We start from the raw sequence: 21,642 nt of genomic DNA, 5'->3' as shown, positions 1-21,642 counted from the left end.
GGTGACGCGGTAGACGTCGTACACGCCCTCCACGCCGCGCACCGCCTTCAGGACGTGCCCCAGGTGCTTGGGGTCGCCCATCTCGAACGTGAACCGCGAGGTGGCCACCCGGTCCCGCGACGTCTGGACGGCGGCGGACAGGATGTTCACGTGCTGGTCCGACAGGACGCGGGTGACGTCCGACAGCAGCCGGGAGCGGTCCAGCGCCTCCACCTGGATGGCGACCAGGAAGACCGACGACTGGGTGGGCGCCCACTCGACGTCCAGGATGCGTTCCGGCTCGCGGGACAGCTCGTCCACGTTGAGGCAGTCCGCGCGGTGCACGGAGACGCCGCTGCCGCGCGTGACGAAGCCGATGATCGGGTCGCCGGGGACCGGCGTGCAGCAGCGCGCCAGCTTGACCCAGACGTCGTCCACGCCCTTGACCACCACGCCCGGGTCGGCCGTGCTGCGCCGCCTGGTACGGGCCGGCACCGGCGGCGCGGACTCGGCGACGTCCTCGTTGGCCGCCTCCTCGCCGCCGACCGCCTGGAGCAGCTTCCGCACGACGTTGGGCGCGGAGACATGGCCCTCGCCGATGGCCGCGTAGAGCGAGGAGATGTCGGGGTAGCGCATCTCGTGGGCCAGGGTGACGAGCGCGTCGCCGCTGAGGACGTGCTGGAACGGCAGGTTCTGCTTGCGCACGGCGCGGGCGATGGCGTCCTTGCCCTGCTCGATCGCCTCGTCGCGCCGTTCCTTGGAGAACCAGCCGCGGATCTTGTTCCTGGCGCGGGGCGACTTGACGAAGCCGAGCCAGTCCCGGGAGGGGCCGGCGCCGTCCGCCTTCGAGGTGAAGATCTCGACGGTGTCGCCGTTGTCCAGCGTGGACTCCAGCGGGACCAGGCGCCCGTTGACCTTGGCCCCTATGGTCCGGTGCCCGACCTCGGTGTGGACGGCGTACGCGTAGTCCACCGGGGTCGCCCCCGCGGGCAGCGCGATGACATCGCCCTTCGGGGTGAAGACGAAGACCTCGTTGCGCGACAGGTCGAAGCGCAGCGACTCCAGGAACTCGCCCGGGTCCTCCGTCTCCTTCTGCCAGTCCAGGAGCTGCCGCAGCCACGTCATGTCGTCGACCGCGTTGCCGTTGCGCTTCTCGCCCTTGCGCGGCGTGTCCGAGCGGACCTTGGAGGAGCCGGCGACGGCCTGCTGCTTGTACTTCCAGTGCGCCGCGATGCCGAACTCCGCGCGCCGGTGCATGTCGAACGTGCGGATCTGCAACTCCACGGGCTTGCCGCCGGGCCCTATGACCGTCGTGTGCAGCGACTGGTACATGTTGAACTTGGGCATCGCGATGTAGTCCTTGAAGCGGCCCGGCACCGGGTTCCACCGCGCGTGCACCGTGCCGAGCGCCGCGTAGCAGTCGCGGACGGTGTCCACCAGGACGCGGATGCCCACCAGGTCGTAGATCTCCGCGAAGTCACGACCGCGGACGATCATCTTCTGGTACACGCTGTAGTAGTGCTTCGGACGGCCGGTGACCGTGGCCTTGATCCTGGCGCCCCGCAGGTCGGCCTGCACCTCGTCGATGACCGTCGCCAGGTACTCGTCGCGCTTCGGGGCGCGCTCGGCGACCAGGCGGACGATCTCGTCGTACATCTTCGGGTAGAGGATGGCGAAGGCTAGGTCCTCCAGCTCCCACTTGATGGTGTTCATGCCCAGGCGGTGGGCCAGCGGGGCGTAGATCTCCAGCGTCTCGCGCGCCTTCTGCTCCTGCTTCTCCCGCTTGAGGAAGCGCATGGTGCGCATGTTGTGGAGCCGGTCCGCGAGCTTGATCACCAGGACGCGGGGGTCCTTGGCCATGGCGACGACCATCTTGCGGACGGTCTCCGCCTGCGCGGCCTCGCCGAACTTGACCTTGTCCAGCTTCGTGACGCCGTCCACCAGCAGCGCCACCTGGTCGCCGAAGTCGCGGCGCAGGGTGTCGAGGCCGTACTCGGTGTCCTCGACCGTGTCGTGGAGCAGGCCCGCCATCAGGGTGGCCGGGTCCATGCCCAGCTCGGCCAGGATGGTCGTGACGGCGAGGGGGTGCGTGATGTACGGGTCGCCGCTCTTGCGCTTCTGGCCGCGGTGCCACCGCTCCGCGACCTGGTAGGCCCGCTCGATCTGCCGCAGGACGGCGGTGTCGGCCTTGGGGTCGCCCGCGCGCACGACCCGCAGCAGCGGTTCGAGGACGGGGTTGTACGGGCTGGAGCGCTGGACGCCGAGCCGGGCGAGGCGGGCCCGTACGCGGTTGGACGAGCCGGAACGGCCGGAGACGCCGGAGACGGTCGGGCTGGACGGCGGGGCGGGCGGCTGGGGGCGGCCGTCACCGCCGTCCCTGCGCAGGGACACCGGCGGCTTCGCGGTCTTCCGCTGCGTCGAGGTCAGCGGCTTGGCGTCGTCAGGCAAGGGCACTCCTTTGCGAGGCCCCTCCCCGCCATGGGCGGCCGGAGAGGGAGCGGTCCTCCGGGGCCGCGGCGGCCGTGGGAGAGTCCGGCCGGAAAACGATCGGACTGCCATGGTAACGAGCCCGCGGCGAACCCTCCCGCTCACGTACACGTTCGGCCCGGACCGCCCGCGGGGAGCGGGGGTCCGGGCCGGTGTCCGCGGGTGGCGGTGCGCTGTCAGACGGTGAGCAGCGCCTGGTAGGGCGCCCCGTCGAGGGCCGGCTCGATCCGGGCGCGGCCCGGGAGGAAGCTCAGCTCCATGAGGACGGCCAGTCCGGCGATCCCGGCGCCGGTGCGCCGGATCAGCTGGATGGCCGCCTCGGCGGTGCCGCCGGTGGCCAGGACGTCGTCCACGATGAGGACGCGGTCCTGCGGCGTGAGGTCCTCGGCGTGGATCTCCACCTCGGCGGTGCCGTACTCCAGCTCGTACGACTGGGACAGCGTGGCGCCCGGCAGCTTCCCGGCCTTGCGGACGGGGACGAAGCCGAGCCCGGCGCGGACCGCGACCGGCGCGCCGAGGATGAAGCCGCGTGCCTCCAGGCCGACGACCTTGGTGGCGCCGTGGGCGGTGCCGAACGCGGCGAGCGCGTCGGTGAGCGCCGTGAGCGCGACGGGGTCGGCGAGCAGCGGGGTGATGTCCTTGAAGACGATGCCCGGCTTCGGGTGGTCCTGGACGTCCCGGATGCGGCTGCCGAGCAGGTCGGCCAGCCCGTCCCCGGCGACCTGGGACGGGGACGGGGACGGGGCGGACCGTGGTTCCGTGCCGGTCATCGGCGCTTCCCCGAGGGACGGCCGCGGCCGCGGTTACGGGCGGGCGGCTGCCTGCGGGGGGCGCGCGGCGCACGCGGGGCTCCCGCGCCTGCTCCGGCGTGCTCCGGCTCGTACTCCTCGGCGTCGGCCGGGGCCGGCACGTCGGAGGTCCCGGAGTCGGCGTCCTCCGCGTCGGCGTCGGCCGGCTCGTCGGCGCGGTCGTCGTCGGGGCCGTCGTCGGGGCCGTCGCCGCGCTTGGCACGGCGGCTCAGGACGCGGCGGTCCTGCGCCCGGATCTGGGGCTCGCGTGACTTCAGGTCGGAGACCAGCGGCGTGGCGATGACGATGGACGAGTACGCACCGGCCGTGAGGCCGACGAACAGCGACAGCGCGATGTCGTTCAGCATGCCGCCGCCGAGGAGGCCGCCGCCGATGAACAGCAGCGCGCCGACCGGCAGCAGGGCGACCACGGAGGTGTTGATGGAGCGCACCAGCGTACCGTTGAGGCTGCGGTTGGCCAGCTCGGCGTAGGTGAAGCGGGTCTGCCGCGTGAAGTTCCTCGTCTGCTCCTTGAGGCCGTCGAAGACGACGACGGTGTCGTAGAGCGAGTAACCGAGGATCGTCAGCAGGCCGATGACCGTGCCGGGGGTGACCTCGAAGCCGACGAGCGCGTAGACGCCCACGGTGATCGTGATGTCGTGGATCAGGGCGATCAGGGCGGCGACGGCCATGCGCCACTCGAAGGCGATGGCGAGGTAGATCACCACCAGGACCATGAAGATGCCGAGGCCCTGCCACGCCTTGTTGGCGATCTGGTCACCCCAGCTGGGGCCGATCACCTCGGCGTTGAGGTCGTCCACCGGGATGTCGAGCCGCTCGGCGAGGGCTTCGCGGGTCGCGTTCGACTGGTCGGTGTCCAGGCCGCTGACCTGGATGCGCATCGCCCCGTCGTCGCCGAGGGTCTGCACGAGCGCCTCGTGGCCCGCGGTCTCCTCGGCGACGGTCCGCGCCTCCTCCTCGGAGACGGAGGTCGGCGGGGTGGTGAAGACCGCGCCGCCCTCGAACTCGACGCCCATGGTGAGGCCCCGCAGCAGCAGGGCGCCGAAGGCGAGAACGGTGATGGCGACCGAGACGAGGTACCAGACCTTCCGGTGGCCGACGAAGTCGACGCCGACCTCGCCTCGGTAGAGCCTGGCACCGAACGCTCCGAGTCGTGACATCTCACGCCTCCTTCGGGTCGGACGGGACGGGGGCGGGACGCCGGCCGGTGCGGCGCAGGGGCGGCCTGGCGCCGAGCCGCTTCGGGTCGAGACCGGACCACGAGTGGCCCGAGGAGAAGAACTTCCGGCGGGCCAGGAGCGTCATCAGCGGCTTCGTGAAGAGGAAGACCACCGCGACGTCGAGCGCCGTCGTCAGGCCGAGCGTGAACGCGAAGCCCTGCACCTTGCCGACCGTGACCACGAACAGGACCGCGGCGGCGAGGAACGACACGAAGTCGGAGACGAGGATGGTGCGCCGGGCGCGGGGCCAGGCCCGTTCGACGGCGGGCCGCAGCGTGCGTCCCTCACGGACCTCGTCCCTGATCCGTTCGAAGTAGACGATGAACGAGTCCGCCGTGATGCCGATGGCGACGATGGCGCCGCAGACGGCGGGGAGGTTCAGCGCGAAGCCGATGGCCGGGCCGAGCAGGGCCATGATCGTGTAGGTGAAGATGCTGGAGACCGCGAGGCTCGCGAGGGCGATCAGGGCGAGGCCGCGGTAGTAGACCAGCATGTACAGCACGACCAGCGCGAGGCCGATGGCGCCGGCGATCAGACCGGCGCGCAGCTGTTCGCCGCCGAGCGTCGGGGAGACGGTGGAGACACTGGCCTCGTCGAAGCTGAGCGGCAGGGCACCGTAGCGGAGCATGTTGGACAGGTCCTCGGCGGACTCCTGCGTGAAGCTGCCGGAGATCTCGGCGCTTCCGCCGCCGAGGCGCGTGGAGACGCTGGGCGCGGAGACGACCTCGCCGTCGAGCACGATCGCGAACTGGTTCTGTGGCTGCGGCTGGCTCGCGAGCTGGCCGGTGACGTCACCGAACTTGTCGGCGCCCGCGTCGGTGAACTCCATCTGCACGATCCAGCCCTGGCCGCGCTGGGTGTCGAAGACGGCGCTTGAGTCCTCGATGTCGGTGCCGGGGACGGCGACCGGGCCGAGGGCGTACTTCCACTGGCCTTCGGAGTCGCAGGTGATGACGGTGTCGGCGTCGTCGGCGGCGGCGGCCGTGCGGTCGGCGTCGAGCCTGGCCTCGGGGGTGGAGCAGTCGAGCGCGTCGAGCTGGGCCTGGAGATCGGCCGCCGCGGCCGCCGCGGCGTCGCCGTCCTCGGTCGCGCCGTCGGCCGGGGCGTCCTCGGCGGGCGTCTCGTCGGCGGCGGGGGCCTCGGTGTCGCCCTCGTCGGTGCGGTAGGACGCGAAGCTCGCGGTGTCGGCGGTGGTGGCGCCGCCTGGAGCCGGCATGCCCTGGGCGTCGGGCGACTCCCCGTCACTCGCGCCGTCCTCGTCCGCGGCACCCTCGTCGGTGGCGTCCTCGTCACCGGTCTCGGCGGACGGGTCGTCGGAAGGGGTGTCGGCGGACGGGTCGCCCGACGGCTCCTCGGCCGGGTCCTCCGAGCCCTCCTCGGGCGCCGGGGACTCGCCGCCGTCCGGCATCGCCTGGGCGGGGACGGCGGTCAGGACCGGCCGGAAGCCGAGCTGCGCCGTGGTGCCGACCTGCTCCCTCGCCTGCTGCTCGTCCGCGCCCTTGGGGATGTTGACGATGATGTTGCGATCGCCCTGGGTCTGGACCTCCGCCTCCGAGACACCGAGGCCGTTGACCCGGCGCTCGATGATGTTGACGGCGGTGTTCATGTTGGTCGAGTTGATCGCTTCGTCACCGTCGTCGGAGCGGGCTTCGAGCGTGATGCTCGTGCCGCCGGCGAGGTCGATGCCCAGGCGCGGCGTGGTGTGACCGGAGAGGAACATCCCCCCGGTGAGCGCCGCGATCGCCAGGAGCACGAACAGCAGGGACCTGCCCGGGTGCCCGTGGGCACCACGGGAGGCAGAGCCCCTTTTCCTCGATGAGGAGGGCCTGACGCCCTTCTTCGGTGTCGCCACCTTGTCGTCTTCTCTCTGTCCAACGACCGCGCCAGGGGGATCGCCGCGCGGCTCAGCGGGGTGACTGACGAACGGACCGTGCCGTCGTCGTCAGGACTTGGGTCCGTGCTCGCTGTCGTCGTCCGTGCGGGCGGCCGTCTCCTCGGTCTCGGACTTGCCGAGGTCCACCGGCCCGTCGCCGGCGGCGGGGGCCGTGTCGGCGGTGTCGGCGGTGTCCGCGGAGTCCTCGGTCAGCGAGGAGGCGTCGTCGGGGACGAGGGGGGCGTCGTCGGCGTCGTAGGCCGGCTCGTCGTTGACGATGCGCTCGTACTCCTCCGCGTCGAGCACGGCGGCGACGGACCCCTTGGCGTAGACGGCGTGCACGCCGGGGGTGATCTCCAGGAGCAGCGTGTCCTCGCGGACCTCCTTGATCTGCGCGTACAGACCGCCGGCCGTGCGGACACCGGCGCCGGGCTCCATCGCGTTCCGCATCTCCGTGAACTGGCGCTGCCGGGCTTTCGTGCCGCGCTGCATCATGAAGATGACGCCGACGATCATAATGAGGGGGAACAAAATCGCGATATCCACGATGCAGGAATTTCCTTCGCATGGCCGCTGACGCGGTCCGGCTATGGGGGGTGGGCATGCCGTCCTGTGCAGTGGATGGCATCGGCGGAGTCTAGGCGAGGCTTCGCCGCCGGAACAACGTCCAGGATGCTATCCGAGTTCCGGTACGGCGAAATCCGACGGTGTCACGGTCCGAACAATCCTTCTTGTCCGCCGTTCCCGCCGCCGGGAACCGGTGGTTCCAGGCCCATGTGCCGCCAGGCCGCCGGAGTGGCGACCCGTCCCCTGGGGGTGCGGGCCAGCAGTCCCTCGCGGACGAGGAACGGCTCGGCGACCTCTTCCACTGTCTCACGCTCCTCGCCGACCGCGACGGACAGCGTGGACAGGCCCACGGGCCCGCCGCCGAAGAGGTGCAGCAGGGCGTGCAGCACGGCGCGGTCGAGGCGGTCGAGGCCGCGTTCGTCCACCTCGTAGACCGCGAGGGCGCGGGTGGCGGCGTCCTCGGTGATCACGCCGTCCGCCCTGACCTGGGCGTAGTCGCGGACACGGCGCAGCAGCCGGTTGGCGATGCGGGGGGTGCCGCGGGAGCGGCCCGCGATCTCGGCGGCGCCGCCCTCGGTGATCCGTACGTCCAGGAGCCCCGCGGAGCGGTGGATGACGCGTTCGAGTTCCGCGGTGTCGTAGAACTCCATGTGTCCGGTGAAACCGAACCTGTCGCGCAGCGGGGGCGGCAGAAGTCCCGCCCTGGTCGTGGCCCCGACGAGGGTGAACGGCGGCAGTTCCAGCGGAATGGCCGTGGCCCCCGGGCCCTTGCCGACGACCACGTCGACCCGGAAGTCCTCCATCGCCATGTAGAGCATTTCCTCGGCGGGACGCGACATGCGGTGGATCTCGTCGAGGAAGAGGACCTCGCCCTCGGTGAGCGAGGAGAGGATCGAGGCCAGGTCCCCGGCGTGCTGGATGGCCGGGCCCGAGGTGATGCGGATGGGCGCGTTCATCTCGGCCGCGATGATCATGGAGAGCGTCGTCTTGCCGAGCCCCGGCGCCCCGGAGAGAAGGACGTGGTCGGCGGTGGCGCCCCGGGCGCGCGCGGCGCGCAGGACCAGGTCGAGCTGCTCGCGCACCCGGCCCTGGCCGATGAACTCGCCGAGGTCCCGGGGGCGCAGGGCCGCCTCGACGGCGAGGTCGTCCCCGTCCGCCGCCGACCGGACGAGACGGTCCTCGTCCTCGGTCGCGTACTCGTCCCGGGTCACGGGGATCGCCTCCTGGGGTGGGTGTGCGGGTCAGCGGGCGCGGTTGAGGGTCTGGAGGGCGGCGCGCAGCAGCACCGGGACGGAGGGCTGGCCGCCCGCCGCCGTGACGGCCTCGGCGTCGGGGGTGACGGCGGTGACGGCCCGGTCGGCTTCGCGCTGGGCGTAGCCGAGGCCGACGAGCGCGTCGAGCAGCTGGTCGCGCCAGCCCGCCGGGGCCTGGGCGGGCAGACCGGCCGGGTGGGTGCCGACCGGGGCGCCGAGCCGGTCCTTGAGGTCGAGCAGGAGTTTCTGGGCGCCCTTCTTGCCGATGCCGGGGACGGCGGTGAGCGCCTTCTCGTCCCCGGCGGCGACGGCGCGGCGCAGTGCGTCGGGGCTGTGGACGGCGAGCATGGCCTGGGCGAGCCGGGGACCGACGCCGCTGGCGGTCTGAAGGAGTTCGAAGACCTGTCGTTCGTCCTCGTCGGCGAAGCCGTAGAGGGTGAGCGAGTCCTCGCGGACGACGAGGGAGGTGGCGAGTCTGGCCTGTTCGCCCGCGCGGAGTCCGGCGAGGGTGCCGGGGGTGCAGTGCACGGCGACGCCGATGCCGCCGACCTCCACCACGGCGGTGTCGGGGGCCAGGGCGGCGACCGGTCCTGAGACGAAGGCGATCATGACGGGAGGGTGCCCTTCCGAGCGGGGGCCGTGGCGCGGCGGGCGGCGGCGTGGGCCTGTTGGAGGCGGGAGGCCGCCGGTGCCCGCCACAGGTGGCAGATGGCGAGGGCGAGGGCGTCGGCCGCGTCGGCGGGCCTGGGGGGCGCGTCGAGCCGCAGCAGGCGGGTGACCATCGCGCCCACCTGGTCCTTGTCGGCGCGGCCGGAGCCGGTGACGGCGGCCTTGACCTCGCTGGGGGTGTGGAGGGCGACGGGCAGGCCGCGCCGGGCCGCGCAGAGCATCGCGACGGCGCTCGCCTGCGCGGTGCCCATGACGGTACGGACGTTGTGCTGGCTGAACACCCGCTCCACGGCGACCGCTTCGGGCCGGTGGGTGTCCAGCCACTCCTCCATGCCGCGCTCGACGAGGACGAGCCGCCTGGCGGTGTCGAGGTCGGCCGGGGTGCGCACGACGCCCACGCCGACCATGCTCAGCCGGCGGCCCGCGAGGCCGTCGACGACGCCGATGCCGCAGCGGGTCAGTCCTGGATCGACGCCGAGCACGCGCACCGACGGCCTCCCTCGTTCGCCCGTTCCGGCCAGGTCGTGACCGGCAGGTCCGGCCCCTCCGGCCGGTCTGCCCGGCAGGCTACCGGCCGGCACTGACAACGCCGGGCAGCGGCGCGTGACCGGCGCCGCGGCGGGAGTGGGTCAGGCCTCGACCTTGGCCATGATCTCGTCGGTGACGTCGAAGTTGGCGAAGACGTTCTGCACGTCGTCGCTGTCCTCCAGGGCGTCGATCAGGCGGAAGATCTTGCGCGCGCCGTCCTCGTCCAGCTCGACCTGCATGGTGGGGACGAAGCTCGCCTCGGCCGAGTCGTAGTCGATCCCGGCCTCCTGAAGCGCGGTGCGCACGGCGACCAGGTCGCCCGCCTCGCTGACGACCTCGAACGAGTCGCCCAGGTCGTTGACCTCCTCGGCGCCCGCGTCGAGCACGGCGCCGAGCACGTCGTCCTCGGCAAGGCCGTTCTTCGGGACGAGGACGACGCCCTTGCGGTTGAAGAGGTACGACACCGAGCCGGGGTCGGCCATCGAGCCGCCGTTGCGGGTCATGGCGACCCGGACGTCGGACGCGGCGCGGTTGCGGTTGTCGGTGAGGCACTCGACGAGGACCGCGACGCCGTTGGGGCCGTAGCCCTCGTACGTGATCGCCTGGTAGTCGGCCCCGCCGGCCTCAAGGCCCGCGCCGCGCTTGACGGCGCGGTCGATGTTCGTGTTCGGGACGGAGCTCCGCTTGGCCTTCTGGATGGCGTCGTAGAGGGTGGGGTTGCCGTCCGGGTCACCGCCGCCGGTGCGGGCCGCGACCTCGATGTTCTTGATCAGCTTTGCGAACAGCTTGCCGCGCTTGGCATCGATCACGGCCTTCTTGTGCTTGGTGGTTGCCCACTTGGAGTGGCCGGACACAGCGCTGCTCCTTCGATGTCACCGAGAACTTCAACCAACGTGGTGATCCTACCGGCAGCCCGCTACCGCGGGTCACGCACCGTCGGCGCCCGCCGCGCGTCCTGCCATCCCGACGAACAGCCGGTGCACACGGTGGTCGCCGGTCAGTTCGGGGTGGAACGCGGTGGCGAGCAGGTTCCCCTGCCGCACGGCCACGGGGTGGCCCTCGTGCTCGGCGAGCACCTCGGCCGCGGCGCCGGTGGACTCGACCCAGGGCGCCCGGATGAAGACGCCCTCGACCGGCCCGCCCGGCACGCCCGCCACCTCCACCGCGGCCTCGAACGACTCGTTCTGCCGCCCGAAGGCGTTGCGCCGCACGATCATGTCGATGCCGCCGACGGTCTCCTGGCCCGACCGCGGGTCGAGGATCTTGTCAGCGAGCATGATCATCCCGGCGCAGGAGCCGTAGACGGGCATCCCGGCCCGTACGCGCTCGCGCAGCGGTTCGAGGAGGCCGAAGGCGGCGGCGAGCTTGGAGATCGTGGTGGACTCGCCGCCGGGGATCACCAGGGCGTCCACGGCGGCGAGTTCGTCGGGCCTGCGGACCTGCCGGGGCTCGGCCCCGGCGGCGGCCAGGGCGGCGAGATGCTCGCGGACGTCCCCCTGGAGTGCGAGGACGCCGACGACGGGGCTGGCGGCGGTCGTGGCGGTGGCGGGCTCGGTCACGTGCGCGGGGTTCCCCTCACCAGCCGCGGGTGGCGTAGCGCTCACCCTCGGGCAGGACGTCGATGTTGATGCCGACCATGGCCTCGCCGAGGCCGCGCGAGACGTCGGCGATCACCTTCGGGTCGTCGAAGAACGTCGTGGCCTTCACGATGGCGGCGGCGCGCCTGGCCGGGTCGCCCGACTTGAAGATGCCGGAGCCGACGAAGACGCCCTCGGCACCGAGCTGGCGCATCAGCGCGGCGTCGGCGGGGGTGGCCACGCCGCCCGCGGAGAAGAGGACGACGGGCAGCTTGCCCAGCTCGGCGACCTCGCGGACCAGCTCGTACGGGGCGCGCAGCTCCTTGGCGGCGGCGAACAGCTCGTTGTTGTCGAGCGCGCGCAGGCGGCCGATGTCGCCCTTGATCTGGCGCATGTGGCGGACGGCCTCGACGACGTTGCCGGTGCCGGCCTCGCCCTTGGAGCGGATCATCGCGGCGCCCTCGGCGATGCGGCGCAGGGCCTCGCCGAGGTTGGTGGCGCCGCAGACGAACGGCGTGGTGAAGGCCCACTTGTCGGTGTGGTTGACCTCGTCGGCCGGGGTGAGGACCTCGGACTCGTCGATGTAGTCGACGCCGAGCGCCTGGAGGACCTGGGCCTCGACGAGGTGACCGATGCGGGACTTGGCCATCACGGGGATGGAGACGGCCTCGATGATGCCGTCGATCATGTCGGGGTCGGACATGCGGGCCACGCCGCCGTCCTTGCGGATGTCGGCCGGTACGCGCTCCAGCGCCATGACGGCGACGGCGCCCGCGTCCTCGGCGATCCTGGCCTGCTCGGGCGTGACGACATCCATGATCACCCCGCCCTTGAGCTGCTCGGCCATGCCGCGCTTGACGCGGGCGGTGCCGGTCTCGGGGGTACGGGGAGTGCTGGGGGACGTGCTCACGGATTCGACCTCACTCGGCGGTGTCGGTGGTACGGGCGGCGTTCCGGGCAGGGGCGCGGCGGTGCGAACGGGACGGACGGCCGCGAACGTGACGGGACGGTCACTCCATCGTAAGCCCGTTCGGATGCCGTCCCGCGGGGCCCGGAGAGGGGCGCGAAACGGCGGACGGCTCATGCCACACGTCCAGGAAACCGCGCGGTGGCTCCCGGGGAAAGGGCCAATCGTCCCCAGGTGGACCGCTCCCGGTCAGGGACCGACGCGCCCGGCCGCGTACTCGACCAGGACGGGCGGCGGCTCGTCGTCCATCTCGAACGCCATGGGGAACGGCGCGTGACCCGCCAGCCGGAACCACCGGACCATCCGGTGCCGCCGCAGGGCCCGCGCGGCGCGCACCGCGTCGTTGTGGAAGCGGCGTGCCATGGGGACGCGGCGGACGGCGGCGGCCAGTTCGTCGGCGGTGTCGTCGCCGCCGGGCGCGTCCCGTACGACGCGCAGCTGCGTGGTGTCCGCGAGCACGGCGCGCAGGGCCTGGCTGAGTTCGTTCTCGGCGACCTCGCGCTGCTCCTCGGGAGCGAGTCTGGCGCCGTGCGCGGCCTGGTAGAGGACCATCGAGGCGGCGGGGTCGAAGATGCCGGCGGTCGCGACTTCCTGGGCGATGGACGCGCGGCGCAGCAGCTGGGCGTCGAGGGCGGCGCGGGCGGCGTCCATGCGGGCGTGCAGGCGGTCGAGCCGGCCGGCGGTCCAGCTGAGGTAGCCCGCGAAGAGGACGAGCGCGACGGCGATCCAGATGACGGTGGTCACGCCGGGTCACCCTAGTGCCAGGTCAGTCGCGGGCGAAGCCGAGCCTCCCCAGCAGGCCCGTCCTGTCGTCGGGCGCGACGGCGCCGGCCCCGGCCGCCACCGTCTCGTAGACGGCGAGGATGTCGGCGCCGACCGTGGCCCAGTCGAAGCGGCGGACGTGCGCGCTGCCGCGTTCACGCAGCTCGGCGAGCCGGTCGGGCGCCCCCAGGAGACGCACGGCCGCCGCGGCGAGCGCGTCGGCGTCCTCGTTGGGAAACAGCTCCCCCGCGCCGCCGCCGTCGAGCACCTGCGCGAAGGCGTCCAGGTCGCTGGCCAGCACGGGCGCGCCCGCCGACATCGCCTCGACCAGGATGATGCCGAAGCTCTCACCGCCCGTGTTGGGCGCCACGTACAGGTCGACGCTGCGCAGCAGCCGCGCCTTGTCCTCGTCGCTGATCATGCCGAGGAACTCGACGCGGTCCCGCATCTCGCGCGGGAGCCCGGCGACGGCCTCCTCCGTGTCGCCCCGGCCCGCCACGAGGAGCCTGGCCCCGGGCCGCCCGGCGAGGATGCGGGGCAGGGCGCGCATCAGGACGGGCAGGCCCTTGCGCGGCTCGTCGATGCGGCCGATGAAGCCGATGGTGTCGCCCTGCCACTCCGGCCTGGGCTCGGCGCGGGCGAAGAAGCCGACGTCCACGCCGTTCGGGATGACGACGGCGTCGCCGCCGAGGTGCTCGACCAGCGTGCGGCGGGCGTACTCGCTGACGGCGATGCGGGCGCTGATCTTCTCCAGCGCGGGCTGGAGGATGGGGTAGGCGGCGATCATGGCGCGGGAGCGCGGGTTGGACGTGTGGAAGGTGGCGACGATGGGGCCGCGCGCCGCCCAGCAGGTCAGCAGGGCGAGGGACGGTGTGGCGGGCTCGTGGACGTGGAGGACGTCGAAGTCACCCTCGTGCACCCAGCGGCGGACACGCGCGGCGGAGAGGAAGCCGAAGTTGAGCCGCGCGACGGACCCGTTGTACGGGACGGGCACGGCGCGTCCGGCGCACACGGCGTACGGCGGCAGGGGCGTGTCGTCGTCGGCGGGCGCGAGGACGGAGACCGTGTGACCGAGTCTGATCAGGTGCTCCGCCAGGTCCCTGACGTGGAACTGCACGCCGCCCGGGACGTCCCAGGAGTACGGGCAGACGATGCCGATCCTCATGCCGTGCTCCTTCTCACCCGCGTCTCACCCGCACCGTCCGGTCCATCCGCTGCGCCCGCCGCCCCCGGCTCATGCTCCGGCACGCGGCGGGATGTCGCCCGGCCACATCCGCTGGAGCATGTGCCAGTCCTCGGGGTGCGCGGCGATGGCTCCGGCGAAGGTGTCCGCAAGGGCCTGCGTCATGACGGCGGTCTTCTCCGCACGCGTACCAGTGTCGGGCACGGGGACGGGCGGGTGGACGCGCCCCTGCATGACCGGTGAGTCGTCGTACCACAGGCTCACCGGCAGGAGCAGCGCGCCGGTCTGCTGAGCGAGCAGCGCGGGCCCGGCGGGCATCCTGGCGGTGTCGCCGAAGAAGCTGACCTCGACGCCGGAGCGGGTCAGGTCGCGGTCGGCGACGAGGCAGACGAGGCCGCCCGCCCGCAGCCGCCGCGCGAGGGTGCCGAACGAGGCGCCGCCGGTGTGCGGCAGCACCTGCATGCCGAGGCCCTCGCGGTAGGCGACGAAGCGGTCGAACAGCGACTCGGGCTTCAGGCGCTCCTGCACGGTCGCGAACGGCGTGCCGAGCGCGGTGACGACCCAGGCGCCGGCGAGGTCCCAGTTGCCCATGTGCGGGAGGGCGAGGACGACGCCGCGCCCGGAGGCGAGCCCGTCGGTGAGCAGGTGCGCGTCGGCGGGCGCGAAGGCGGTCCTTATCCGGTCGGCGCCGTAGACGGGCAGCCGGAAGGACTCGATCCAGTAGCGCAGGTAGCTGCGCATCCCGGCCCGGGACAGCTCCCGCAGGCGCCGGGGCCCTGCGTCGGGGACGACGCGGGTGAGGTTCGACTCCAGCCGCAGGACGCCCTTGCCCCGGCGGCGCCACGCGGTGTCGGCGATGCGGCGGCCGAGGGCCATGGCGGCGGGTTCCGGGAGGCGTTTGACGGCGCTCCAGCCGAGGCCGTAGAGGGCGTCCGAGAGGCGTTCCCTCATGCGGTGCCGTGCCCCCTCGCCGCGTCCGCCTCCGCCGCGTCCGCCTCGGCGGCCTCCCGGCGCACGGTGACCATGCGCTGGACGAGGGTGACCAGGCTGCCCGCCGCGACGACCCACAGCGCGATCGGCAGGAGGACGCCGATGTGCGGCACGTCGAACGTGCGCTCCCAGCCGGCGAAGCCCGCGAGGACGAGGGTGATGACGAGGCGCTCGGCGCGTTCCACCAGGCCGTTGACCTTCACCGGCATGCCGATGCTCTCGCCGCGCGCCTTGGTGTAGGAGACGACCTGGCCGCTGGCGAGGCAGAAGAGGGTGACGGCGCACAGCATCTCGTTGTCGCCCCGGCCCGCGTACCACAGCGCGATGCCGGAGAAGATCGCGGCGTCCGCGACCCGGTCGAGCGTGGAGTCGAGGAACGCGCCCCAGCGGCTGGACGTGCCGATCTGGCGCGCCATGTTGCCGTCCACGAGGTCCGAGAAGACGAACAGCGTGATGACGACCGTGCCCCAGAAGAACTCGCCCCTGGGGAAAAAGGCCAGCGCGCCCGCCATCACTCCGGCCGTTCCTGTCAGGGTGACCATGTCGGGAGTCACGCGCAGGCGGATCAGCAGGGCGGCGAATGGCGTGAGGACACGCGTGAAAAAGGCACGCGCGTACTTGTTGAGCATGTCCTTCCCAGGGGTCGGAGCGGCCGCGCGGTCGGACGGCCACCGGAAGGGCCCATCGTAGTCACGCCGCCGCCGGGCCCGTGCGGCGCCCGTGGGCGGGGCGGGGACGTGGGCCGGGAGGCAGGCGGGGAGGGCGGGGGCGGCGGGGGCGGGAAGTTGGCCGGAGATGGTCCGCGGGCCGGGTGGCGCGGGCCGCGCGCCGCTAGGCTTGCGGCCGTTCAGGTGTGTGCCGCGCCCGGCCGAGGGGAACTGCCCTGTCAGCGGCCGGTGTTCGGCGGCGGTCGAGAGCTGGGGGTGCCCATGGCGGGTCTGGACGGCGGCGGGACGGGAGTCGAGTTCGATTTCGCGCCCGGCGCCCAGGTGCCCCTGTCCGGGGCGAGCAGCGGGCTGACGGGCGTGGCGAACGCCATCGCGTCCGTGGCGTACCGGGACACTCCGCCCGAGGAGATCAGGACGCCGAACGAGGCGGCCGAGGTGAAGACCGGGCGGTTCTCGCTGCTGGAGCCGAACCTGGGCGAGGCGTTCGCCCGTGCCGTGGAGAAGCGGATGCTGGCGGACGGCCGCAAGCCGCTCGTCCAGTCGTTCGGCGTCGATCCGCAGACGGTGGTCGAGCACGCGCTCAACTCGAAGCGCATCCGCAAGCAGCGCGACCGGCAGCTGACGGCGATCATGGTGGCGTTCGGCGTGCTGTTCCTGCCGGGTGTGCTGTTCTGGCTGGGGCTGTTCCAGCTGCGGCGGACGTTCGCCGGGTCGCAGGGCCGCCGCGCGGGCGCGCTGGGCACGCTGCTGCTGTTCCTGCTCGCCGGGGTCGCCGTGCTCGCGGTGCTGGCCATCCCGGCGGACGGCGTCGTGCAGCTGTACGTGTGGGCCATGCTGCCCGCGCCCGTGCTCGGCTGGTTCCTGGCGCGGGAGGTCTGCGAGCGGACGGCCAAGAACCTGCGGGCCCACTGGTCGGCGCTGCTCGGCGGCGGCGGGGCGGGCGCCCGTATCCCCGAGGCGGTGCCGCGCAACCCGAACGACGCCGAGGCCGAGCGGCTGCGCGTCGGCCTCGCGAAGCTCAGGGCGGAGCAGGCCAGCAACATGGTCCACTACGCCGGGCCCAAGGGGATACTGGGCATGGGCGTGCGCTGGGGCAGCTGGCAGCTGGCGGAGGAGCTGCGGCCGAAGGATTCCGGCCGGGAGATCGACCCGTTCCGCAGCTGGGACGTGGCGCGGGCGATCGGCGACCAGCTCAGGATGCTGGAACGCGGGCCGCTGCACACGGGTGGGTTCACGCCGCCGTCGATAGTGCACTGGGTCGTGCGGCATGTGGGCGAGGGCGCGGGCGAGGTGTCGCGCCCGGACGGTCCCGCGGCCGACGGGTTCAGCTTCAGCAACGTCGAGGTCCAGCGGATCTGCAACGAGCAGCAGTACGACAAGGGCGACCGGCACTACGTCGGCGCGCAGTTCATCCTCTGGGACGGCGAGCTGATCATCACGATGATGATCAGTGTGACCGTGCTGCACCACACGCTGCGCATCGAGGTGACCGGGCACGCGCTGGGGCCGCTGCACGGCTGGTTCAGGAAGGGCCCGGACACGCCGACCCGCGAGTTCCGCGATCCGCTGCGGCCGTGGAAGAAGCGCAAGCAGAACCTGCCGCTGGTGAAGCCGCGCGAGGTGGTGCGGCTGGCGGCGCGGGCGCCGCTGACGTGGTTCCCCGACCGGCTGGACAAGTGGGGCGGGACGATCAGCCTGCCGGAGCCGTTCGGCCTGCGGCACACCTGGGCGGAGAAGCCGTGGCGGCACCGCTTCATGGTGGACGACGTGCTGCGCACGGCGACGCCGGTCCTGCGCGTGGCGCACGCGGCGGCGATAAAGGTGCTGGCGGAGAACGGCGTGGAGATCGCCCCGTTCGACAGCCGCTCGCAGGCGCTCAGCGGCCAGGTGGAGGCGGCGGAGCCGCGCCAGGCGGACGAGTACAACATGTGACCCCGCGCTCCGGCCGCGCGCGGCCGGAGCGGCAGGGGATCAGGCCGACGGCCAGGCCGCGGCGAGCATCCGCCGCGTGTCGGCGAGCAGTTGGGGCAGCACGCGGGTGTGGCCGACGACCGGCATGAAGTTCGCGTCACCGCCCCACCGCGGCACGACGTGCTGGTGCAGGTGGGGTGCGATGCCCGCCCCGGCCGCCACGCCCTGGTTGATGCCGATGTTGAAGCCGTGGGCCCCCGAGGCGACGCGGATCGCGGTCATGGCGCGCTTCGTCATCTCGGCCAGCTCGGCGGTCTCGGGGCCGGTGAGGTCGGTGTAGTCGGCGACGTGCCGGTAGGGCACCACGAGGAGGTGCCCGCCGTTGTACGGGTAGAGGTTGAGGACGGCGTAGACGCTCTCGCCGCGCGCCGCGATCAGCCCGTCCTCGTCACTCTTGCCGGGGATCGAGCAGAACGGGCAGCCGTCGTCGGCGCCGGGCCCCGTCGGCCGGCCCTCGCCCTGGATGTAGGCCATCCGGTGAGGGGTCCACAGGCGTTGGAACGCGTCCGGCGTCCCGACTCCGATCTGCTGCTCCGGCTCGCTGCTCATGGCGGCCAGCATATGGCGTGCGGGCGGCGTGCGGACCGGCGCCCGGGACGGCGGACACGGCCCCGGGCCCGGTGGCGCTCAGACCTGGGCGCGGGTGCCGACGGCCTCGGCGATCTCGCGGAGCGCGTCGGCGCGCGGGATGCCGTTCTTCTGGGAGCCGTCGCGGTAGCGGAAGCTGACCGCGCCCTGGGCGATGTCGTCGTCGCCCGCGATGACCATGAAGGGGATCTTGGCCTTCTGCGCGTTCCTGATCTTCTTCTGCATGCGGTCGGACGAGCTGTCGACCTCGACGCGCAGCCCGGCGGCCTTCGCCTCGGCGGCGAACTCCTCCAGGTAGGACACGTGCCCGTCGCCGATCGGGATGCCGACCGCCTGCACCGGCGCGAGCCACGGCGGGAAGACGCCCGCGTAGTGCTCCAGCAGGACGGCGAAGAAGCGCTCGATCGAGCCGAACAGCGCCCGGTGGATCATCACCGGCGTCTGCCGGGAGCCGTCCGCGGCGGTGTACTCCAGGCCGAAGCGCTTGGGCTGCTGGAAGTCCACCTGGATGGTGGACATCTGCCAGGTACGGCCGATCGCGTCCCTGGCCTGCACGGAGATCTTCGGCCCGTAGTAGGCGGCGCCGCCGGGGTCGAGGACGAGTTCCAGGCCCTGCTTTCCGGCCGCCTGGCGCAGCGCCTCGGTGGCCTCGGCCCACTCCTCGGGCTCGCCGATGAACTTCTCCGAGTCGCCCCGGGTGGACAGTTCGAGGTAGAAGTCGTTGAGGCCGTAGTCGCGCAGCAGGTTCAGGACGAAGGTGAGCAGGGCGTCCAGCTCGTCCGGCATCTGCTCCTTGGTGGCGTAGATGTGGGAGTCGTCCTGGGTGAAGCCGCGGGTGCGGGTCAGGCCGTGGACGACGCCCGACTTCTCGTACCGGTAGACGGTGCCGAACTCGAACAGCCGCAGCGGCAATTCACGGTAGGAGCGGCCGCGTGCCCGGAAGATCAGATTGTGCATCGGGCAGTTCATGGCCTTGAGATAATAATCCTGGCCTTCGAATTCCATGGGCGGGAACATGGATTCCGCGTAGTTCGGCAGATGCCCGGAGATTTCGAAGAGCTTCCGCTTGCTGATATGCGGGGTGTTGACGAATTCGTAGCCGGATTCCTCGTGCCGGCGGCGCGAGTAGTCCTCCATGACCCGGCGGACCGTGCCGCCCTTGGGGTGGAAGACGGCGAGCCCCGAGCCGAGCTCCTCGGGGATCGAGAAGAGGTCCAGCTCGGTGCCGAGCCTGCGGTGGTCGCGCTTCTCGGCCTCGGCGAGGAACGCGAGATGGGCCTTGAGCTCGTCCCGCGACGGCCACGCGGTGCCGTAGATGCGCTGGAGCTGCGGGTTGCGCTCGCTGCCGCGCCAGTAGGCGGCGGCGCTGCGCATCAGCTTGAACGCCGGGATCAGCCGGGTGCTGGGCAGGTGCGGGCCCCGGCACAGGTCCTTCCAGCACAGCTCGCCGGTCTTGGCGTCCACGTTGTCGTAGACGGTCAGCTCGCCCGCGCCGACCTCGGCGCCCGCCCCGTCCGCCGCGTCGGCGGCGGCGCCCTTGAGGCCGATCAGCTCCAGCTTGTAAGGCTCGCCCGCGAGTTCGGCGCGCGCCTCGTCGTCGGTGACGACGCGGCGGGCGAAGCGCTGGCCCTGCTTCTGGATCTGCTGCATGCGCTTCTCGATGCGCCCGAGGTCCTCGGGGGTGAACGGCTCGGCGACGTCGAAGTCGTAGTAGAAGCCGTCCTTGATGGGCGGGCCGATGCCCAGCTTGGCCTCGGGGAACAGCTCCTGGACGGCCTGGGCCATCACATGGGCGGTCGAGTGCCGCAGGATGTCCAGTCCGTCCGGGGAGTCGATGGCGACGGGCTCGACGACGTCACCGTCGGCGGGCTCCCAGGCGAGGTCGCGGAGCCGGTCACCGGTGCGGACGGCGACGACGGAGCGGTCGCCCTCGAAGAGCGCGGCGGCCGTGGTGCCCGTGGTCACCACGCGTTCTTCCCGCTCGGAATCGCGCTGGATGACCACACGGACGTCTGACACCGGTCTCTCCTGACTCATGGCTGGCGGGGCGCGGCGTGGGGCCGCGCAGTTCCGCATCGTACCGAGCGGGCGCCCTCGCGGGCGAAGCGGTCGGACGGCGGCCCCGGAGGGCCGGGCGCCGGGCCGCGCGCGGGCGTGCGGAGGGAGGGGGACGGGAGCGGCGGACAAAGGAAGACAAAGAGAAAGTGGCCCGTTCCTCACCTTCTCGGTGAAGAACGGGCCACCTCGCACATGTGGGCGATACTGGGATCGAACCAGTGACCTCTTCGGTGTGAACGAAGCGCTCTCCCGCTGAGCTAATCGCCCCTGTGGGCTTGCGCCTTGCGGCACGGGAAGAACCATACAGGGCAGGTCACCCGTCGTCCAAATGCGTCCGCAGCCAGGCGCGCAGGCCCCGCTCCCCCGACCTCATCATCACCGCGTGGTTGGCGCGGAACACGGGGCGTGCGGGCCGGGGGAAGCGGCGCAGGAGGGGGTGCAGCAGGGCGGTGTCCTGCTCGATGCGCACGGACGCGCCCCCGTTCCCGTCGCCGGTGACGGTCCAGCTCAGCCAGCCGTCGAGGTGGCCGCCCAGCTCGACCAGCAGAACGCCCGCCGCCGCGTCGCGGCGGACCGCCCGCACGGTGACGCGCAGCGCTACGGGCAGGACCGAGCGGAAGCGGCAGCGCCCGCTGTCGGGACCCGTGGGCGTCACCTCCCGCACCTCGCGCCACCACCGCGGGTAGCCCCCCGGCTCCGCGAGCACGCGGAACACGGCGGCCGGCGGAGCGGGGAGCGACCAGCCGGCGGTGAACCGATAGCGGGCGGCGGACGCGCGTCCCTTCAAGTCGTCTCCTGCTATATCGCTTATCTCTATTCGCCCATTGGAATGAGATTATCCGGCGCAATGAGGGCGTAGGTGTTTACAACCGACGGGTACGTGGCATGTCGATTTGGCCGACGTGCGAATCCCCGAGCGCACACTGAGCGAAAGGCCCTGGCGCTTATGAACACCACGGTCAGCTGCGAGCTGCACCTGCGCCTCGTCGTATCGAGCGAGTCCTCACTACCTGTACCCGCGGGGCTGCGGTATGACACGGCGGACCCCTACGCCGTACATGCGACGTTTCACACCGGAGCCGAAGAAACCGTCGAATGGGTTTTCGCCCGCGATCTCCTGGCCGAGGGGCTGCACCGGCCCACCGGCACGGGAGACGTCCGGGTGTGGCCCTCCAGGAGCCACGGCCAGGGCGTCGTCTGCATCGCCCTCAGCTCGCCGGAGGGCGAGGCACTGCTGGAGGCCCCGGCCCGAGCACTGGAATCGTTCCTGAAGCGGACGGACGCCGCTGTCCCGCCCGGCACGGAACACCGCCACTTCGACCTCGATTCGGAACTCTCGCACATCCTCGCGGAGAGTTAAGGACCCGCCGGTTCCCCACGCCGTCTGACTCGGGGCGACGGCGTGGGGCCGGCGACGACACGGCGCGGCGCCGCTGCGGAATCCTCCGCGGCGGCGCCGCGCTTTGCGGTGCCCCGCAGCGGACCAGGGGGGC

Annotated in this window: 20 protein-coding genes and 1 tRNA gene; 2 read left to right on the top strand and 19 right to left on the bottom strand. The window is 72.3% G+C overall.

Annotated elements, in window-relative coordinates; translation table 11 throughout:
• From ACL02R_RS28765 to pgsA, 15 genes are all read right to left on the bottom strand, one after another.
• Positions 1-2,427 (bottom strand): RelA/SpoT family protein (locus tag ACL02R_RS28765; RefSeq protein ID WP_412799896.1); only part of this gene is annotated, 2,427 nt, incomplete at its 3' end.
• Positions 2,428-2,642: 215 nt separating this feature from the next.
• Entirely contained in the window at positions 2,643-3,236 is a 594-nt protein-coding gene (locus tag ACL02R_RS28760; protein ID WP_412799895.1) for an adenine phosphoribosyltransferase, read from the bottom strand.
• A complete protein-coding gene (gene secF / locus ACL02R_RS28755) occupies positions 3,233-4,435 on the bottom strand; it encodes a protein translocase subunit SecF (protein WP_412799894.1) in 1,203 nt (400 codons plus the stop codon). The genes ACL02R_RS28760 and secF overlap by 4 nt, the downstream gene beginning before the upstream one ends.
• Position 4,436: 1 nt before the next feature.
• Positions 4,437-6,347 (bottom strand): protein translocase subunit SecD, encoded by a 1,911-nt coding sequence (gene secD / locus ACL02R_RS28750; RefSeq protein WP_412799893.1) that lies wholly within the window; start codon positions 6,345-6,347, stop codon positions 4,437-4,439.
• Between the two features lie 90 nt (positions 6,348-6,437).
• Positions 6,438-6,914, bottom strand: coding sequence for a preprotein translocase subunit YajC (gene yajC, locus ACL02R_RS28745; protein ID WP_412799892.1), 477 nt, complete (start codon positions 6,912-6,914; stop codon positions 6,438-6,440).
• Between the two features lie 164 nt (positions 6,915-7,078).
• The gene (gene ruvB / locus ACL02R_RS28740; RefSeq protein ID WP_362967343.1) at positions 7,079-8,146 is read right to left on the bottom strand and encodes a Holliday junction branch migration DNA helicase RuvB; all 1,068 of its coding nucleotides are present in this window, start codon (positions 8,144-8,146) and stop codon (positions 7,079-7,081) included.
• A 30-nt stretch (positions 8,147-8,176) separates the two neighbouring features.
• Entirely contained in the window at positions 8,177-8,797 is a 621-nt protein-coding gene (ruvA, locus tag ACL02R_RS28735; RefSeq protein ID WP_412799891.1) for a Holliday junction branch migration protein RuvA, read from the bottom strand.
• Complete coding sequence (gene ruvC / locus ACL02R_RS28730; RefSeq protein ID WP_412799890.1) at positions 8,794-9,345, bottom strand: crossover junction endodeoxyribonuclease RuvC; 552 nt, start codon at positions 9,343-9,345, stop codon at positions 8,794-8,796. Before ruvC ends, ruvA begins: the two co-directional genes overlap by 4 nt.
• 141 nt (positions 9,346-9,486) lie before the next feature.
• Positions 9,487-10,239 carry a YebC/PmpR family DNA-binding transcriptional regulator gene (locus ACL02R_RS28725; protein WP_362967350.1) on the bottom strand — a complete coding sequence of 251 codons (753 nt, stop codon included), beginning with the start codon at positions 10,237-10,239 and terminating at the stop codon, positions 9,487-9,489.
• Positions 10,240-10,311: 72 nt separating this feature from the next.
• On the bottom strand, positions 10,312-10,944 hold the full coding sequence (gene pdxT / locus ACL02R_RS28720; RefSeq protein ID WP_412799889.1) for a pyridoxal 5'-phosphate synthase glutaminase subunit PdxT: 633 nt from the start codon (positions 10,942-10,944) through the stop codon (positions 10,312-10,314).
• 16 nt (positions 10,945-10,960) lie between these two features.
• Positions 10,961-11,872: a pyridoxal 5'-phosphate synthase lyase subunit PdxS gene (gene pdxS, locus ACL02R_RS28715; RefSeq protein WP_412799888.1), complete on the bottom strand. Its 912-nt coding sequence runs from the start codon at positions 11,870-11,872 to the stop codon at positions 10,961-10,963.
• 246 nt (positions 11,873-12,118) lie between these two features.
• Positions 12,119-12,673 carry a hypothetical protein gene (locus ACL02R_RS28710; protein WP_412799887.1) on the bottom strand — a complete coding sequence of 185 codons (555 nt, stop codon included), beginning with the start codon at positions 12,671-12,673 and terminating at the stop codon, positions 12,119-12,121.
• A 22-nt stretch (positions 12,674-12,695) separates the two neighbouring features.
• Complete coding sequence (locus tag ACL02R_RS28705; RefSeq protein WP_412799886.1) at positions 12,696-13,856, bottom strand: glycosyltransferase family 4 protein; 1,161 nt, start codon at positions 13,854-13,856, stop codon at positions 12,696-12,698.
• A 69-nt stretch (positions 13,857-13,925) separates the two neighbouring features.
• Complete coding sequence (locus ACL02R_RS28700) at positions 13,926-14,825, bottom strand: phosphatidylinositol mannoside acyltransferase (protein ID WP_412799885.1); 900 nt, start codon at positions 14,823-14,825, stop codon at positions 13,926-13,928.
• The gene (pgsA, locus tag ACL02R_RS28695; protein WP_412799884.1) at positions 14,822-15,493 is read right to left on the bottom strand and encodes a phosphatidylinositol phosphate synthase; all 672 of its coding nucleotides are present in this window, start codon (positions 15,491-15,493) and stop codon (positions 14,822-14,824) included. Before pgsA ends, ACL02R_RS28700 begins: the two co-directional genes overlap by 4 nt.
• Positions 15,494-15,793: 300 nt before the next feature.
• On the opposite strand from pgsA, the gene ACL02R_RS28690 reads away from it, so the two are divergent.
• On the top strand, positions 15,794-17,464 hold the full coding sequence (locus ACL02R_RS28690) for a hypothetical protein (protein ID WP_412799883.1): 1,671 nt from the start codon (positions 15,794-15,796) through the stop codon (positions 17,462-17,464).
• Between the two features lie 39 nt (positions 17,465-17,503).
• Here the strand turns inward: ACL02R_RS28690 and ACL02R_RS28685 are convergent, their stop codons facing one another.
• From ACL02R_RS28685 to ACL02R_RS28670, 4 genes are all read right to left on the bottom strand, one after another.
• Entirely contained in the window at positions 17,504-18,064 is a 561-nt protein-coding gene (locus ACL02R_RS28685; protein WP_412799882.1) for an HIT family protein, read from the bottom strand.
• Positions 18,065-18,130: 66 nt separating this feature from the next.
• Positions 18,131-20,110, bottom strand: coding sequence for a threonine--tRNA ligase (gene thrS, locus ACL02R_RS28680; RefSeq protein ID WP_412799881.1), 1,980 nt, complete (start codon positions 20,108-20,110; stop codon positions 18,131-18,133).
• Between the two features lie 234 nt (positions 20,111-20,344).
• Positions 20,345-20,416: transfer RNA gene (locus tag ACL02R_RS28675), tRNA-Val, on the bottom strand.
• A 46-nt stretch (positions 20,417-20,462) separates the two neighbouring features.
• The gene (locus ACL02R_RS28670; RefSeq protein ID WP_412799880.1) at positions 20,463-20,936 is read right to left on the bottom strand and encodes an SRPBCC family protein; all 474 of its coding nucleotides are present in this window, start codon (positions 20,934-20,936) and stop codon (positions 20,463-20,465) included.
• A 159-nt stretch (positions 20,937-21,095) separates the two neighbouring features.
• On the opposite strand from ACL02R_RS28670, the gene ACL02R_RS28665 reads away from it, so the two are divergent.
• Positions 21,096-21,509 (top strand): SsgA family sporulation/cell division regulator, encoded by a 414-nt coding sequence (locus ACL02R_RS28665; RefSeq protein WP_052850787.1) that lies wholly within the window; start codon positions 21,096-21,098, stop codon positions 21,507-21,509.
• Positions 21,510-21,642: the final 133 nt, after the last annotated feature.

The sequence above is a fragment of the Streptomyces sp. MS19 genome, assembly GCF_047200595.1.
Taxonomy (GTDB): Bacteria; Actinomycetota; Actinomycetes; order Streptomycetales; family Streptomycetaceae; genus Streptomyces.
The sequence above is the reverse complement of the archived record's forward strand: the minus strand, read 5'-3'. Positions and strand labels throughout refer to the sequence as shown.

Coding starts and splice junctions, on each gene's coding strand:
- ACL02R_RS28760 (WP_412799895.1), bottom strand. CDS start 3,236: ATGACCGGCACGGAACCACGGTCCGCCCCGTCCCCGTCCCCGTCCCAG.
- secF (WP_412799894.1), bottom strand. CDS start 4,435: ATGTCACGACTCGGAGCGTTCGGTGCCAGGCTCTACCGAGGCGAGGTC.
- ruvA (WP_412799891.1), bottom strand. CDS start 8,797: ATGATCGCCTTCGTCTCAGGACCGGTCGCCGCCCTGGCCCCCGACACC.
- ACL02R_RS28705 (WP_412799886.1), bottom strand. CDS start 13,856: ATGAGGATCGGCATCGTCTGCCCGTACTCCTGGGACGTCCCGGGCGGC.
- ACL02R_RS28700 (WP_412799885.1), bottom strand. CDS start 14,825: ATGAGGGAACGCCTCTCGGACGCCCTCTACGGCCTCGGCTGGAGCGCC.
- pgsA (WP_412799884.1), bottom strand. CDS start 15,493: ATGCTCAACAAGTACGCGCGTGCCTTTTTCACGCGTGTCCTCACGCCA.
- ACL02R_RS28690 (WP_412799883.1), top strand. CDS start 15,794: ATGGCGGGTCTGGACGGCGGCGGGACGGGAGTCGAGTTCGATTTCGCG.
- ACL02R_RS28685 (WP_412799882.1), bottom strand. CDS start 18,064: ATGCTGGCCGCCATGAGCAGCGAGCCGGAGCAGCAGATCGGAGTCGGG.
- ACL02R_RS28665 (WP_052850787.1), top strand. CDS start 21,096: ATGAACACCACGGTCAGCTGCGAGCTGCACCTGCGCCTCGTCGTATCG.